Genomic DNA, 13,851 nt, shown 5'->3' with positions numbered 1-13,851 from the left:
CTGGCTGGCACCCGGTACGGTGGCTGCCGTGATCTACCTGGACCGGCCGTCCTGGCCGGGGCGTGGCCGCCTCTGGTCGCATCTGATCAGTGACGTCTCCCTCGCCGAACTGCACGCCTTCGCCGAGATGCTGGGCGCTCCCCGGAGGGGCTTCGACCGGGACCACTACGACATCCCTGCGGAGCGTTTCCCGGTGGCGGTCTGGCTGGGCGCACAGGTCGTGTCCAGCCGTCACATCGTCGGTCTGCTCCGCGCCGCCAACCTCCGTCGCCCCAAACACCTCTCGCCCACCCCCCACCCCACCCCACTCCCCGCCGATCATGCAGTTGTGGCACCTGACAACGTGGACAAAAGGCTCATAACTCCTGCCACAACTGCATGATCACTGTCAGGGGGAGAGGGTGGCGAGTTCGCGGGCTAGGTTGCGGTGGGCGGGGTGGGTCCAGCGGGCGGCCAAGGCGGGGATGCGGTACAGGGTGGGTAGGGCGAGCAGGCCGGAGAGCACCCGGGCACGGCCGGCCCGGTAGTCCGGCTCGGGTACGTGGGCGTACTCCTGACGGATCGCTGCGGCGTACCGGTCGTACTCCGGTGCTGGTGCGGCCAGCACGGCCAGGTCGGCGTCGCAGAGCAGCGCCCCGTCGGCGTCTGACGGATCCACCGCGTGCCCGGCGGTGAGCAGGACCAGCCGATTCACCTCGGCCACCTCGGCGGTGGGCAGCCCCAGCCGGCTGAGCAGGGCGTCGGCGAGCGCGGCGCTGTCGCGTTCGTTCCGGTCGCCGGACGCGCGCGGGTCGTACACCGCGTCGTGACACCAGGCGGCGAGTCGGACCAGATCGGGGCACGGCGCGGTCGCGGCGTACCTGTCGATCACGTCCAGCATGGCGACCAGGTGGGTGAGCGTGTGGTAGTGCCGGTGCGGCTCCTTCCACCGTTCGCGCAACTCGGTGCCGGCGGCGTCGATCGACGCCGGGTCGGCCGCTCCGGCCGCGCGGGCGGCGGTGCGCCATCGTTCGATCAGCGCCGTCATCCGGTCGAGTCTGCCCCATCCGGTGAGGTGCCGGGAACTGCTACCGCCCGGCCGGGTGGATGTACCGCTTCGGCGGGAATGTCCGGGCGTAACTCGGGTAGTCCCGGCCATGGCGGCGGCCCGGAACGGACTGTCTCGGCTGCGGCGCCGCGAAGGCGCGCGCAACGGCTGGTCCGACATGGACACAGCCCGAATCGCCGAGACGGTGGCGCAGTTGCACCACCGGGGAAAGGCCACCCTGCGCGATCGACTGCACCGGGTGCGCCTGTCGCTCGGCTTGGCCGCCCAGGCGGGACTGGCGGCCGGGCTGGCCTGGATAGCCGCGCACGAGCTGCTGGGCAACCCGCAGCCGGTCTTCGCCCCGATCTCCGCCGTCGGCACCCTGGCCGTCTCGGTGGGACAGCGGTTCCGCCGGACGGTGGAGCTGATTCTCGGGGTCGGTGTCGGGGTGTTCGTGGGTGATCTGCTGGTCTACTTCCTGGGCACCGGGCCGTGGCAGCTCGCACTCGTGGTCACCTCCGCCATCGTGCTGACCGTTTTCGCCGGCGGCAGCGTCGCCATCCTCATCCAGGCCGCAGCCACCGCAGTGCTGATCGTGACGCTCAGTCCGTCAGTGGAGGACCTGGAGATACCCCGGTTCATCGACGCACTGGTCGGCGGCAGTATCGCCCTGCTGGTCACCGCGATCCTGCTGCCGCTGAACCCGCTACGGGTGCTCAACCGAGCGGCCAGACCGGCGCTGGACCTGCTCGCCGATCAGCTCGACGCCGCCGCGGACGGACTCCGCGAGCGGGACCGGGAGAAGATCCAGGGCGCGCTGCACCGGTTGCGCGACAACAAGGAGGAGCTGGCCACCTTCTCCGAGGCGATCGAGGGCGCCAAGGAGACGGCGCTGCTCTCCCCGGCCCGATGGCACCGCCGCAGCGAACTCACCCACTACGCGGAGGCGGCCGACCCGATCGACCGGGCGATGCGCAACAGCGGAACCCTGATCCGGCGCGCGGTGACCCTGGTGGAGGATGACGAGCCGGTCCCGGGACCGATGCCGGACGCGGTCGGGCATCTGGCCGAGTCGGTACGCCTGCTGCAGAAGGAGTTCTCCCAGGGCGAGGAGCCCGAACAGGCCCGGGAGCGGTCGCTGCGCGCGGTCAGCGAGGCCGGCCGGGCGTACGGCGACGGGGTCGGGTTCTCCGGCAGCGTGGTGGTGGCCCAGGTGCGTACCACCGCCAGTGACCTTCTGGTGGCCTCTGGCATCAGTCAGGAGGAGGCGAACCAGCTGGTGCGGCGCTCCTTCGGTGCGCTGGACGGGCCCGGGGCGCCGGCCGGACCGGAACCGGCCGTGCAACGCCCCACCGCGCCCCCGGTTGGCTGATTTCCCGGAGCGGCCATGCGCCCGAGCCGACGGGCCACGCTTGACTACGCTGACCACATGGCCGTCACCCCGTCCGGCGGAGCTCTACCGCCGTCGCCGCCCGCGCCCGCCGTACCAGGCGCGGGTGACGGCGGACCCGGAATGCCACGACGCCGGCTCAGCTGGCGGCGGGCGCTGGTGCTGATCGGGGTGATCATCCTGATCGCGGCCTGCGCGATCTTCATGCTCTTCACGCTCGGCACCAGCCTCGGCTCGGAGGCGTTGCTGGTCGGTGCCGCCGCGGCGGTGCTGCCGGTTCCGGTGCTGGTGGCCTGTTTCCTCTGGCTCGACCGTTACGAACCCGAGCCGCTGAAGTACCTCGTCTTCTGCTTCGCCTGGGGTGCCTTCGTCTCCACCGCGGCGTCGCTGAGGGTGAACGAGACGGCGGCCGGCTGGTTCGAGGACCAGGGGCTGCCCGTCGCGCTCACCGCCGTCCTGGTCGCGCCCTTCATCGAGGAACTGACCAAGACCCTGGGACCGATCCTGCTGCTGGTGTTCCGCCGGCGGGAGTGGTCGGGCATCACCGACGGTCTCGTCTACTGCGGGCTCTCCGCGATCGGCTTCGCGATGGTGGAGAACATCCTCTACCTGGGCGGGCACGGATACGCCTCGGGCGTTGAGCAGTACGGGCCGGCGACCGGGGCGCAGCAGGTCATCGCCATCTTCATCGTCCGGATTCTGCTCTTCGGGTTCGCCCACCCGTTGTTCACCTCGATGGCCGGTATCGGGCTCGGCATCGCGGCGCGGTCGGCGGATCGGCGGGTCCGGTTCCTGGCCCCGCTCGCCGGTCTGCTGTTGGCGATGATGCTGCACGGGGCGTGGAACCTGCTGCCGACGCTGACCCAGGCCACCGGCGAGGTACTGATCTCACTCTTCGGCTTCGTCGGCGTGATGGTGCCGATCTTCTTCGGCATGGTCGGTCTGGCCGTGTGGCTGCGGGCCTGGGAGGGACGGCTCACCGAGCGGGTGCTTCCGGACTACGTCCGGGCCGGCTGGCTCACGCCACCGGAGGTGGCCGCGTTGAGCAGCCTCGGCCGACGACACGCGGCCCGGGTGTGGGCCCGACGGGTGGCCGGCGACGCCGGTCTACGGGCGATGCGCGGCTACCAGTTCGCGGCGACCCGGTTGGCGCTGCTGCGTGACGGCGCGACGCGGGGTCTGGACCGCCGCCCTGTCGACCGGGAGCGGACGGCCAGGGAGGAACAGGAGTTGCTGCACTCCATCGTCGTGTACCGGTCGTACTTCGTGGGCCGCGACCCGCAGTCGCCGGTCGGAGTCTGGGACGGGCACCGCTACCACCTGCGCTTCCCGGACGGTTCGCAGCGGGCGGTGGAGGCACCCGAGGAGCCGGTGGTCCCGATTCCGGTGGTGCTCACCCCGCCGCCTCCGCCGCCTCCGCCCGCCTTCCCCGCTGGCTACGGCCATCCCGGCTGGTACGGGCCACGTCCCGGCCCCTGGCCTCCGGGCCACCGCTGACCGCCGCCGGTCCGTTGACCGGCCGGGCGGCGGCTCTTCAGGTCATCAAACCGGTGAGGAAATCCCCAAGCCCCTGGGCCATCATCATCAGCGCCGCACCGATCGCCTTGAACATCTGTGCGGCGCCCTCCGGCCGGAACGCCATGAAGTAGATCAGAAACGCGAGGCTTCCCCAGGCCAGCACCTTCTTCACGAATACCGGCATCGTCCCTCCCCAGGCCGGTGGTGCGGCTGGCTTCCCGTCGGGGAGCGCGGCAAACGGCGCGTTGGCCGGCCGGGGGCTGCGGGAACCGCCGTGCACCGCTCAGCGGCGGTCGGAACACCTCCGCCTCGGTGGCGTTGCCGACCGATCGTTCAGAGGTACAGGCCGGTCGCGTTCTCCTCGATCCGTTCGGCGGCCACCGCGTGCACGTCGCGTTCACGCAGCAGCACGTAGCCTCGGCCGTGCAGCTCGACCTCGGAGCGGTCGTCGGGGTCGAAGAGCACCCGGTCGCCGGAGACGATGGAGCGCACGTTCGGGCCGACGCCAACCGCGGTGGCCCACGCCAGGCGCTTGCCCACGGCCGCGGTAGCGGGAATCACGATGCCGGCGCTGGAGCGCCGCTCTCCGTCGCTACCCTCCGTCCGCACCAGCACGCGGTCGTGCAGCAGCCGGATGGGCAGGCCAGTGTCGATGTTCGGGTCGGCGGTCACGTCGCAGACGCTACCGTGTCGGTTCCTCGCCGACCGTCGGTGGTCATCGGGTTAGCGCGTTCCCGGGCGGGGCACTGTGGGTGGCGAATTCGTCCTACCGTTGGCTGGTCGGGCGTATCCTGTCCGACCTGACGCAGGGCGCAGGCCAATTCTGCCGGGAGGTGCGCTTGAGCCGCTTCGAGCGGATACGCGGACGGCTGCGTCGCGCGTACGAGTCGGGCCGGGAATCGGTCCGAGCGGGCCGCCAGACGCCCCCCGACGTGGCGGAGTCGGCCGGGGTGGCCTCACCGTCGAGCCCTGGACCGGCGGCAGCGCCGGCGGCGACCGTGGTCGGTGCCGATACGCCCGCGCCGGTGCACAACTCCACCTCCAGTCGCGACGACGCCGACGTGCCCCACGCGCTGCGGATCGCCGCCGCCTGGTGCTGGCGACTGATCGTGATCGGCATCGTCTTCTGGGCGCTGCTGAAGCTCGTCGGCACGATCAGCATCGTGATCATTCCGTTGGCCGTGGCGCTGTTGCTGTCGGCGCTGCTGGCACCTGCGGTCGGCTGGCTGTTACAGGGCCGTCTGCCGAGGTCCTTGGCGACCGCGGTGGTACTGGTCGCCGGGCTGGCCGCGGTGATCGGCACGCTCACCCTGGTGGTCAACGAGTTCATCAAGGGCGTTCCGGAACTGACCGCGAAGTCGACCCAGGGTCTGCAGCAGATCCAGGAGTGGCTCAAGACCGGGCCGCTGCACCTGTCGGACAACGACCTCGACCGGTACATCGAGGAGACCCAGCAGTGGGTCAACAACAACACCGAGCGGTTCACCAGCGGTGCCCTCTCCACTGCAGCGACCCTGGCCGAGGTGCTGACCGGCACCGTGCTGGTCCTCTTCGCCACCTTCTTCTTCCTGCGCGACGGCAGCATGATCTGGCGTTTTCTGGTCCGGCTGCTGCCCGTAGCCGCGCGGTGGAAGGTCGACGACGCCGGCCGGGCAGCCTGGGCGACGCTGGTCGCCTACGTCCGGGCGACGGTGCTGGTCGCCTTCATCGACGCCGTCGGCATCGGCATCTTCCTGGTGATCTTCGACATTCCGTTCGCCTTCCCGCTGGCCGCCCTGGTGTTCCTCGGCGCGTTCATCCCGATCGTCGGTGCGACCCTCTCCGGCGGCGTGGCGGTGCTGGTGGCGCTGGTCGACAGCGGCCCGGTGACCGCGTTGATCATCCTTGGCGTGGTGATCGGCGTGCAGCAGGTGGAGGGGCACATTCTCCAGCCGTTGATCATGGGCAGGGCGGTGGCCATCCACCCGCTCGCAGTGATCATCGGTCTGGCGGCCGGTGTGGTGCTCGCCGGGATCACCGGCGCGTTGGTCGCGGTGCCCATCATCGCGGTGCTCAACACGGCGATACGCCGGCTCGCCGCCCGGAGTGTCCCGGACACCCCGCCGGACGCCGTCGTCGTCGCCTCCCGAGCGCCCTGACCTCAGTGGCCGACCGGACCGCTCAGCTCGCCCCGAGACGGGTCAGCGCGCCCCGGGCCACCTCCGGGCGGGTCGTGTACCAGAACGGGGGCAGCGAGCGGCGCAGGAACGAGCCGTAGCTGCGAGCCGTCTCCAGCCGGGAGTCGAGCACCGCCACCACGCCCCGGTCACCGTTGGCCCGGATCAGTCGGCCCACGCCCTGCGCCAGCCGGACCGCCGCGATCGGGACGCTCACCGCCGCGAAGCCCGAGCCGCCCTGTGCGTCGACGGCCGCCGCCCGGGCCGCGGCGAGTGGTTCGTCGGGGCGAGGAAAGGGGAGCCGGTCGATCACCACCAGCTGGCACGAATCCCCCGGGACGTCGACGCCCTGCCACAGTGACATCACCCCGAACAGGCAGCTCGACCGTTCCTCCCGGAAGCGTCGGACCAGCAGCGGCAGCGCCTCCTCACCCTGGAGCAGCACCGGCAGGTCGGTCCGGGCGCGCAGCAACTCCGCGGCCTGCTGCGCGGCCCGCCGGGAGGAGAAGAGCCCGAGCGTACGCCCACCGAGCGCGGTGACCAGTGCGATCAGTTCCTCCCCGGCGGCCTCGGGCAGCCCGGAGGCTCCGGGGCGGGGCAGGTGGGCGGCCACGTAGAGGATGCCCTGGCGGGGGTAGTCGAACGGCGAGCCGACGTCGAGCGAACGCCACCCGAGCCCGGAGTCGGTCAACCCGTCCTCGTCGTCTGCCCGGGGCGGTGCGGTACCCCCCGCCGAAGCGTCCGACCCGGACGGCCGCCGGGTGGTCTCGGCGAGTGCGGCGGCGGCCGGCGACGGCGGGCTGGCGGGGGGCGAGTCGAGTCCCAGGGCCCGGGCGACCGTGTCGAACCGACCTCCCAGCGCGAGCGTGGCCGAGGTGGCCACCACGGTCCGCTCGTCGTAGAGGTGGGTGGCGAGGGTGCCGGCCACCGAGAGCGGTGCCACCACCAGCGCCCGCCGCCCGGTGACGTCGTTGCGTTCCACCCAGGCCACGTCGTGCTCGGCTTCCTCCAGCAACCGCTGGGCGGTGGTGGACAGCTCGTCGAGGACGGATTTGGCCTGCTGCTTGCGTACCGGGTCGGGATCGTCGGCCTTGACGTCGCCGATGCTGTCCAGGGCGGTGCGGGTGGCGGCGTCCAGCAGCGTGCAGGCCTCCCGCAGCGGGCCGGGCAGCCCGCTGGTGATCCGCCCGACCGGTGCCTCGGCCAGCCCGACCGCCAGGGCGTCGCCGGACGCGGTCAACGCCTCGGCCGTCTCTGGACGCAGCAGCGGGCGGGCCCGCCGGGCGGACCGGTCGATCAGCTCCGGGGTCAGCTCCGCCTGGGCCGCCGAGGAGACCCGGTCAGCCAGTTCGTGGGCCTCGTCGACGACCAACAGCCGGTGGGGCGGGACGATGTGCCGGCCGGCGAGCATGTCGACCGCGAGCAGGCTGTGATTCGTCACCACGATGTCCGCCTCCCGGGCGCGGGCCCGGGACGCCTCGGCGAAGCACTCCGCGCCGTACGGGCAGCGGGCGGCGCCGACGCACTCGCGGGCCGGCATGGAGGCCAGTCGCCAGGTCTGGTCGTCGACGCCCGGGTCCAACTCGTCGCGGTCACCGGTGTCGGTGTCCAGGGCCCAGTCCCGCAGGCGCTGGATCTGCTTGCCCAACCGGCCGGCCTCACCGAGCCAGCGGGTACCGCCGGGGCGCTCGGCCGGGGCGTCGAAGAGGGTGTCCTCCGGTTCGTCCGCCGTGGAGTTCTCCAGCCGGGCCAGGCAGAGGTAGTGGTGCCGGCCCTTGAGCACGGCGAACGTGGGGCGTCGCCCGAGCAGTGGCTCGACGGCGTCGGCCAACCGGGGCAGGTCGTGCTCCACCAGTTGGGACTGCAACGCGAGGGTGGCGGTGGAGACCACCACGGGGCCGTCCACGGTCAATGCCGGAGCGAGGTACGCCAGGGACTTGCCGGTGCCCGTGCCAGCCTGCACCAGCAGGTGGTCCCCGGTGCTGACGCACTCCTCGATCGCCGTCGCCATCCGCTGCTGACCCGGACGAGCCGTACCGCCGGGCACCGCCCCGACGGCGGCGGCCAACAGCTCGGCGACACCCGGCCGGTCGCCCCGCCGGCGGGTCCTGTCGCGGGTGATGCCGGTGGCGCTGCGGGGCGGAGTCACCGTGGCACGGTACCCGTCGGGGCGGACGTGGTCAGTACGCGCAGCCGTGTCGTGGCCGCGGCGAGCGGAGATGACGCCACTGCGTCCGGTAACTTCCCGACGGCGACGCGTGGGCGGAATCGGCTAGTGTGCGACTCATGCCGAGCGACGTGATCCGTGTGATCTACCGCAAGTTCGACGGCAGCGCCCACCGTGACTACCCGGCCCGTCGGTTGGCGGAGGACGACCTCGGCATCTGGCTCGGCGTGTCGGCCGGCACCAGCTCGGTCTACCACGGCCGGCCCTCGGTGGAGCAGATTCCCTTCGTGCTGTTGGTGCCGCACCACGCCTGGTGGACGGGCATGTTCAATCCGCCGCCCCGCACCAGCGAGGTCTACTGCGACATCACCAGCCCGGCCCGCTGGGAGGGCGAGGACACCGTCCATCTGATCGACCTCGACCTGGACGTGGTCCGGCGTCGCGAGACCGGCCTGGTCGAGCTGCGCGACGAGGACGAGTTCGCCGAGCACCGGGCGCGTTTCGGATACCCCGACGACGTGGTGGTGGAGGCCGAAGCGGCGGCGCGTTGGCTGCTCGGCGCACTCGGCGACGGCACGGAACCCTTCGCCACCTCGTACCGTAAGTGGTTGGCCCTGGTGGTCTGACCGCTGCCCACCGGACGACGGGCGCGGGCATGGCGGTCGCCGGCCCGGGTCGTGCGTGGCAGCTGGTGCGATCGGACGGCACGGGCCGTGGGACCGCGGTACCGCACCTGGTCGGTGAGATGTTCGACACTCGTGATTCGGGGTATGCCCAGCCGGCTCCATGAGCGGGGACAGGAGCGGCAGTTGGGAGCCACGGGGCCGGTGAAGGTGAACGGAAGTTGAACGGTCGGTGAATGCTCGCTGGCCAGAGGTGGGCCGGCGAAAGGTCGGCCCGACGGTTCCCTAGCATTCCCTCAGCAGGGCGCCGGAGCGGCGGGCTGCCACCCCTTTCACCCGACACGACGAGGTCCGTGCTGTGAGGTTTTCCTTCCGCCCCAACGAGGGCGCTTTCTACGAGCTCTTCACCAGGGCTGCGCAGAATCTGGTCCGGGGTACCGAGCTGCTCAACGAGTTGTCCCTGCCTGACGTCGAGGTGCAGTCGGTGAGCGAGCGGCTCACCGAGGTGGAGCACGACAGTGACCAGATCACCCACGACTTGTACAAGAAGATCAACTCCACCTTCGTCACCCCCTTCGACCGCGAGGACATCTATCGGCTCGGCTCGCTGCTGGACGACGTGATGGACCACCTGGAGGCGGTGGGCAACCTGCTCTACCTCTACGGGCTGACCAAGCTGCCGTCGCTGCCTCGGGAGATGCACGAGCTGGTGCACGTGCTCGACCAGCAGGCGAAGCTGACCGCCGACGCGATGCCCCGGCTGAAGTCGATGAAGGATCTTGAGGACTACTGGATCGAGATCAACCGGCTGGAGAACCACGGCGACCAGGCCTACCGGATGCTGCTGGTACGCCTCTTCTCCGGCGAGTACGACGCGTTGACCGTGCTGAAGATGAAGGAGGTCGCCGACGAGCTTGAGGCCGCCTGCGACTCCTTCGAGCACGTGGCCAACACCGTCGAGACCATCGCGGTCAAGGAGTCCTGAGCCTGTGAGTCCCGAGCTCATCGCCGTGCTGGCGGTGATCGGGGTGGCCCTGGTGTTCGACTACACCAACGGCTTCCACGATGCCGCGAACGCGATCGCGACCAGCATCTCCACCCGGGCGCTGACACCCCGGGTGGCCCTGGCCATGGCGGCGGTCGGCAACTTCATCGGCGCGCACTTCGGCGCCGAGGTGGCCAAGACCGTCGGTAGCGGCCTGGTCGAGCTGCCGACCGGCATCCCCAGCCTCGGCATCGTCTTCGCCGGGGTGATCGGCGCGATCACCTGGAACATCATCACCTGGTACTTCGGCCTGCCCTCGTCGTCCTCGCACGCGCTGATCGGTGGTCTGGTCGGCTCGACCGTCGCCGCCTCCGGCACCGTGCTCTGGACCGGCATCGGCGAAAGCGTGATCATCCCGATGATCCTGTCGCCGATGGTCGGTTTCCTCCTCGGCTACATCGTGATGATCGCGGTGCAGTGGATCTTCCGCAACGGGCAACCGGGCAAGTTGAACCGTGGCTTCCGCTGGGCCCAGACCGCCTCGGCGGCGGCCATGTCGGTCGGCCACGGCATGCAGGACGCCGCCAAGACCATCGGCATCGTGGTGCTGGCTCTCTACGTCGGTGGCTTCCAGGACGACGCGACCTACATCCCGGAGTGGGCGTTCTGGACCTCGGCGGCGGTGCTGGCGGCCGGCACCTACGCCGGTGGCTGGCGGATCATCCGGACGCTTGGGCGGAAGATCATCGACCTGCGTCCGCCGGAGGGTTTCGCGGCCGAGACCGTGGCCAGCGGCGTGCTCTACTTCAACGCCCTGGTGCTCGGCGCCCCGATCTCGACCACCCACACGATCACCTCGGCGATCATGGGTGTCGGTGCCACCAAGCGGCTCTCCGCCGTGCGGTGGGGCGTGGCCGGCAACATCGTCGGCGCCTGGATCCTGACCTTCCCCGCCGCCGGCTCGATCGGTGCGCTGATGTACTTCCTGGCCCGCCCGCTGTTCAGCTGAGCTGAGCTGTGTCGAGGGGCCCCGATGTCCCGGGCCCCTCGACCGGCCCTCAGATGTAGGAGACGCCGATCTGGGCGCGGATGTCGTCCAGCAGACCCATGATCTCCAGGGTGGCCGAGTGCGGCACCAGCGGACTCTCGGTCAGCCCCTCGGCCAGACACCGCTGCACCTCGATGGCCTCGTGCTGATAGCCCGAACCCACCAGTTCCTCGGTGATCGTCTCCGGCTCCGCGCCGGCCCGGTACAGGGTGAACCCGTCGGGCCGGAAGAACGGCTCGGGCAGGTCGATCCGTCCGGTGCTGCCGGTGATCGAGGCGGTGAGCCCGGTGGCCCCCACCATGCTGCAGCTCAGCGTGGCCACGGCGCCGGAGTCGTACCCGAAGACCAGGCCGGTGTTCTCGTCCGTGCCCTCCGGGCCGAGCTTCGCCCAGGACCGCACGTGTTGCGGTACGCCCAGCAGCAGGTGCGCCAGGCTGACCGGGTAGACGCCCAGGTCCAGCAGGGCGCCGCCGCCGAGTGCCCGGGCGCGCATCCGGTGTTCGGGTGGGAACGGGCCGGCAACGCCGAAGTCGGCCCGGACCCCGGTCAGCGTGCCGATCGCGCCGTCGGCGATCAACTGGCAGACCCGCCGGATGAGCGGGTTGCACCGCATCCACATCGCTTCCATGAGGAAGATCCCGGCGGCGCGGGCGGTGTCGATCAGCTCGGTGCTGGTGGCCAGGTCGAGGGTGAACGGCTTCTCCAGCAGCACCGGCCGGCCGGCGGTGAGGCAGGTCAGCGCCGCCTCGTGGTGGGCGGCGTGCGGGGTGGCGACGTAGATCACATCGACGTCGGCGTCCGTGGCCAGTTCCGCCCAGGAGCCGTACGCCTGTGGTACACCGTGCCGTTCCGCGAAGCGTTTCGCGGTCTCGGCGGTGCGTGAGCCGACCGCGACAAGTTCCGCCCCCGGCACCAGCCGGAGGTCCTCGGCGAAGCGGGCGGCGATGTGGCCGGTGGCCAGGATGCCCCAACGAGTCATGGCGCGACGCTACCGAAGATCAGCAGAGGGCTGTACTGGACATCCATGGGTCGGGACAGTAGGGGGCCAGGAACGTCGGCGGCCTGGTGGCGAGGCCCGGACCCGGCGGATGTCGCTGGTCACCGCACTCTAGTCTCGGCGCATGACGATGGACCGTGGCTTCCCGGCGCCGCCGACACTGGTGGAGCACGCCCGCCGGTTCCGGGACTCCGGCGCGGCGCCCGCCGTGCCGAAGGTGGCCGCCACCGTGCTGTTGCTGCGCCCGGCCGGCGAGGGCTTCGAGGTCTACCTGATCCGCCGGGTCGCGGCGATGGCGTTCGGCGGCATGTACGCCTTCCCGGGCGGTGGCGTGGACCCCTCGGACTCCACGACCCATCTTGACTGGGCCGGGCCGACACCGGCGGACTGGGGCGTACGCCTCGGACTGGCCCCGGCTGCGGCGCAGGCGGTGGTCTGCGCGGCGGCCCGTGAGGTCTTCGAGGAGGCCGGTGTGCTGCTCGCCGGGCCGGACCCGTCCCGGGTCGTCGGCGACGTCAGCGACGACGGCTGGGAGGCCGCCCGAGCCGACCTGGAACAGCGGCGCACCGGGTTCGCCGACCTGCTCGCCGGGCGAGGGCTCACCCTCCGGTCGGATCTGCTGCTGCCCTGGAGTCGGTGGGTGACCCCGGAGTTCGAGCCGCGCCGGTTCGACACGTACTTCTTCGTGGCGCTGCTGCCCGAGGGACAGCGGACCCGCGACGTCTCCGGTGAGGCCGACCACACGCTGTGGATCCGGCCCGCCGACGCGGGGGAGCGGGCCGCCACCGGTCAGCTGACCATGCTCCCGCCGACCCTGGTCACCCTCGGCGAGGTGGCCGCCTGCACCGACCTGACCGCGGTGGCGGAGGCTGCGGCGACCCGCGATGCGGCCACCCCGATCACGCCGCGCCTGGATCTGTCCGACGTGGACCGGCCCCGGTTCTATCTGACCTGAGCCGGTGACGGGTCAACCAAGCTGGTAGTTGACGTGGGCGGCCCAGCGGGCGAAGCCGATCCGCTCGTAGAGCGCCACCGCCCCGGTGTTCGACTCGTCGACGTAGAGCATCACCCGGTCCAGCCCGCGCTGGTCGCGCAGGTACGCCAGCCCGGCCGCGGTCAGCGCCCGGCCGAGCCCACCACCGTGCGCGGTCGGCTCCACGCCGAGTACGTACACCTCACCGATGCGAGCGGAACCTGGTCGCTCATGCACCTTGGTCCAGTGGAAGCCGAGCAGCCGGTCGGTCGTCGACTCGACGGCGAGCAGAAAACCGGCCGGGTCGAACCACGGTTCGGCGAGGCGTACCCGCAGGTCCTCGGCGGTCCACCGGCCCTGCTCCGGATGGTCGGCGAAGGCGCGCGCGTTGAGCGTCAACCAGGCTTCGTCGTCGCTGCCGGGACGAAACGCGCGCAGGGTCACCCCGTCGGGCAGGCGCGGTTCGGGCAGCGGGGCGGCGAGCGGTCGACGTAGTTGCCAGAGGACCCGTGCGCGCTGGAAGCCGAGGTCCACCGCGAGGGCGGCGGCCGACGGATGGTCGCCGTGCGCCCACGCCCGCAACGGCCCGGTGGCGGTCGCCAGCACCCCTCGGGCCAGCATCCGGCCGGTGCCCCGCCGCCGGTACGCCGGATGCACCATCAGTTCCACCCCGACGCCGTGGTCCGGGTCGGACGTGTCGAGGTGGGCGTACCCGGTGAGCGTGCCGTCGGCGGCGCGGGCAACCAGGTGGCTCGCGGCGGCGTACCCGTCACGCAGGCGGAGCAACACGTGTTCGTCCATCGGGTCGGCCCCGTCGGCGTCACCGGCGGTACGGGCGAGCGCCAGTATCTCGGCGATCTCCGCCGGGCCGAGCCGGTCGACGCGGCTGACCTGGTCGCTGCTCGACTGGGTGCTGCTCATCGCCTCACCGTAGCGGGAGCGACGTATGTCGGCCGGAGGGACGGGT

General features: G+C 71.4%; 13 protein-coding genes and 2 pseudogenes. 8 read left to right on the top strand and 7 right to left on the bottom strand.

The genetic code is table 11. The features are described from left to right. The first annotated feature begins 28 nt into the window (after positions 1-28). The gene (locus Vlu01_RS11730) at positions 29-382 is read left to right on the top strand and encodes a DUF4031 domain-containing protein (protein WP_203997636.1); all 354 of its coding nucleotides are present in this window, start codon (positions 29-31) and stop codon (positions 380-382) included. Positions 383-388: 6 nt separating this feature from the next. Here the strand turns inward: Vlu01_RS11730 and Vlu01_RS11725 are convergent, their stop codons facing one another. Beyond that, a complete protein-coding gene (locus tag Vlu01_RS11725; protein WP_203997633.1) occupies positions 389-1,027 on the bottom strand; it encodes an HD domain-containing protein in 639 nt (212 codons plus the stop codon). 178 nt (positions 1,028-1,205) lie between these two features. On the opposite strand from Vlu01_RS11725, the gene Vlu01_RS11720 reads away from it, so the two are divergent. Both Vlu01_RS11720 and Vlu01_RS11715 read left to right on the top strand, forming a co-directional pair. Then, positions 1,206-2,399, top strand: a complete 1,194-nt coding sequence (locus tag Vlu01_RS11720; protein ID WP_239095849.1) for an FUSC family protein — start codon at positions 1,206-1,208, stop codon at positions 2,397-2,399. Positions 2,400-2,414: 15 nt separating this feature from the next. Continuing rightward, positions 2,415-3,914 (top strand): PrsW family intramembrane metalloprotease, encoded by a 1,500-nt coding sequence (locus Vlu01_RS11715; protein ID WP_203997626.1) that lies wholly within the window; start codon positions 2,415-2,417, stop codon positions 3,912-3,914. Positions 3,915-3,951: 37 nt separating this feature from the next. Here Vlu01_RS11715 and Vlu01_RS11710 read toward each other — a convergent pair whose 3' ends face one another. Together Vlu01_RS11710 and Vlu01_RS11705 are read right to left on the bottom strand one after the other, a co-directional pair. Beyond that, entirely contained in the window at positions 3,952-4,119 is a 168-nt protein-coding gene (locus Vlu01_RS11710; RefSeq protein ID WP_203997622.1) for a hypothetical protein, read from the bottom strand. A gap of 149 nt (positions 4,120-4,268) precedes the next feature. Further along, entirely contained in the window at positions 4,269-4,607 is a 339-nt protein-coding gene (locus tag Vlu01_RS11705) for a GroES family chaperonin (protein WP_203997620.1), read from the bottom strand. 74 nt (positions 4,608-4,681) lie between these two features. Between Vlu01_RS11705 and Vlu01_RS11700 the strand changes: the two genes are divergently transcribed. Continuing rightward, on the top strand, positions 4,682-6,073 hold the full coding sequence (locus Vlu01_RS11700; protein ID WP_203998225.1) for an AI-2E family transporter: 1,392 nt from the start codon (positions 4,682-4,684) through the stop codon (positions 6,071-6,073). A gap of 22 nt (positions 6,074-6,095) precedes the next feature. On the opposite strand, the pseudogene Vlu01_RS27935 reads toward Vlu01_RS11700, so the two are convergent. Then, positions 6,096-6,779: pseudogene (locus Vlu01_RS27935) on the bottom strand (ATP-dependent DNA helicase); the annotation flags it as partial. A 108-nt stretch (positions 6,780-6,887) separates the two neighbouring features. Further along, positions 6,888-8,240 (bottom strand): annotated as a pseudogene (locus tag Vlu01_RS27930) (ATP-dependent DNA helicase); the annotation flags it as partial. Positions 8,241-8,377: 137 nt separating this feature from the next. Between Vlu01_RS27930 and Vlu01_RS11690 the strand changes: the two are divergent. The 3 genes from Vlu01_RS11690 (at position 8,378) to Vlu01_RS11680 (ending at position 10,875) form a co-directional block, all read left to right on the top strand. After that, a complete protein-coding gene (locus tag Vlu01_RS11690; protein WP_203997613.1) occupies positions 8,378-8,884 on the top strand; it encodes a DUF402 domain-containing protein in 507 nt (168 codons plus the stop codon). A 355-nt stretch (positions 8,885-9,239) separates the two neighbouring features. Next, positions 9,240-9,866: a DUF47 domain-containing protein gene (locus Vlu01_RS11685; RefSeq protein WP_203997610.1), complete on the top strand. Its 627-nt coding sequence runs from the start codon at positions 9,240-9,242 to the stop codon at positions 9,864-9,866. Positions 9,867-9,870: 4 nt separating this feature from the next. Next, the gene (locus tag Vlu01_RS11680; RefSeq protein WP_203997607.1) at positions 9,871-10,875 is read left to right on the top strand and encodes an inorganic phosphate transporter; all 1,005 of its coding nucleotides are present in this window, start codon (positions 9,871-9,873) and stop codon (positions 10,873-10,875) included. Between the two features lie 49 nt (positions 10,876-10,924). Here the strand turns inward: Vlu01_RS11680 and Vlu01_RS11675 are convergent, their stop codons facing one another. Then, a complete protein-coding gene (locus Vlu01_RS11675) occupies positions 10,925-11,893 on the bottom strand; it encodes a Gfo/Idh/MocA family protein (protein ID WP_203997604.1) in 969 nt (322 codons plus the stop codon). A 142-nt stretch (positions 11,894-12,035) separates the two neighbouring features. Between Vlu01_RS11675 and Vlu01_RS11670 the strand changes: the two genes are divergently transcribed. Then, on the top strand, positions 12,036-12,866 hold the full coding sequence (locus Vlu01_RS11670; RefSeq protein ID WP_203997601.1) for an NUDIX hydrolase: 831 nt from the start codon (positions 12,036-12,038) through the stop codon (positions 12,864-12,866). Positions 12,867-12,878: 12 nt separating this feature from the next. Here the strand turns inward: Vlu01_RS11670 and mshD are convergent, their stop codons facing one another. Continuing rightward, entirely contained in the window at positions 12,879-13,805 is a 927-nt protein-coding gene (gene mshD / locus Vlu01_RS11665; protein WP_203997598.1) for a mycothiol synthase, read from the bottom strand. Positions 13,806-13,851: the final 46 nt, after the last annotated feature.

Source organism: Micromonospora lutea, assembly GCF_016863535.1.
Taxonomy (GTDB): Bacteria; Actinomycetota; Actinomycetes; order Mycobacteriales; family Micromonosporaceae; genus Micromonospora; species Micromonospora lutea.
Note: the sequence above shows the minus strand (reverse complement) of the source record. Positions and strands in the feature narration are given on the sequence as shown.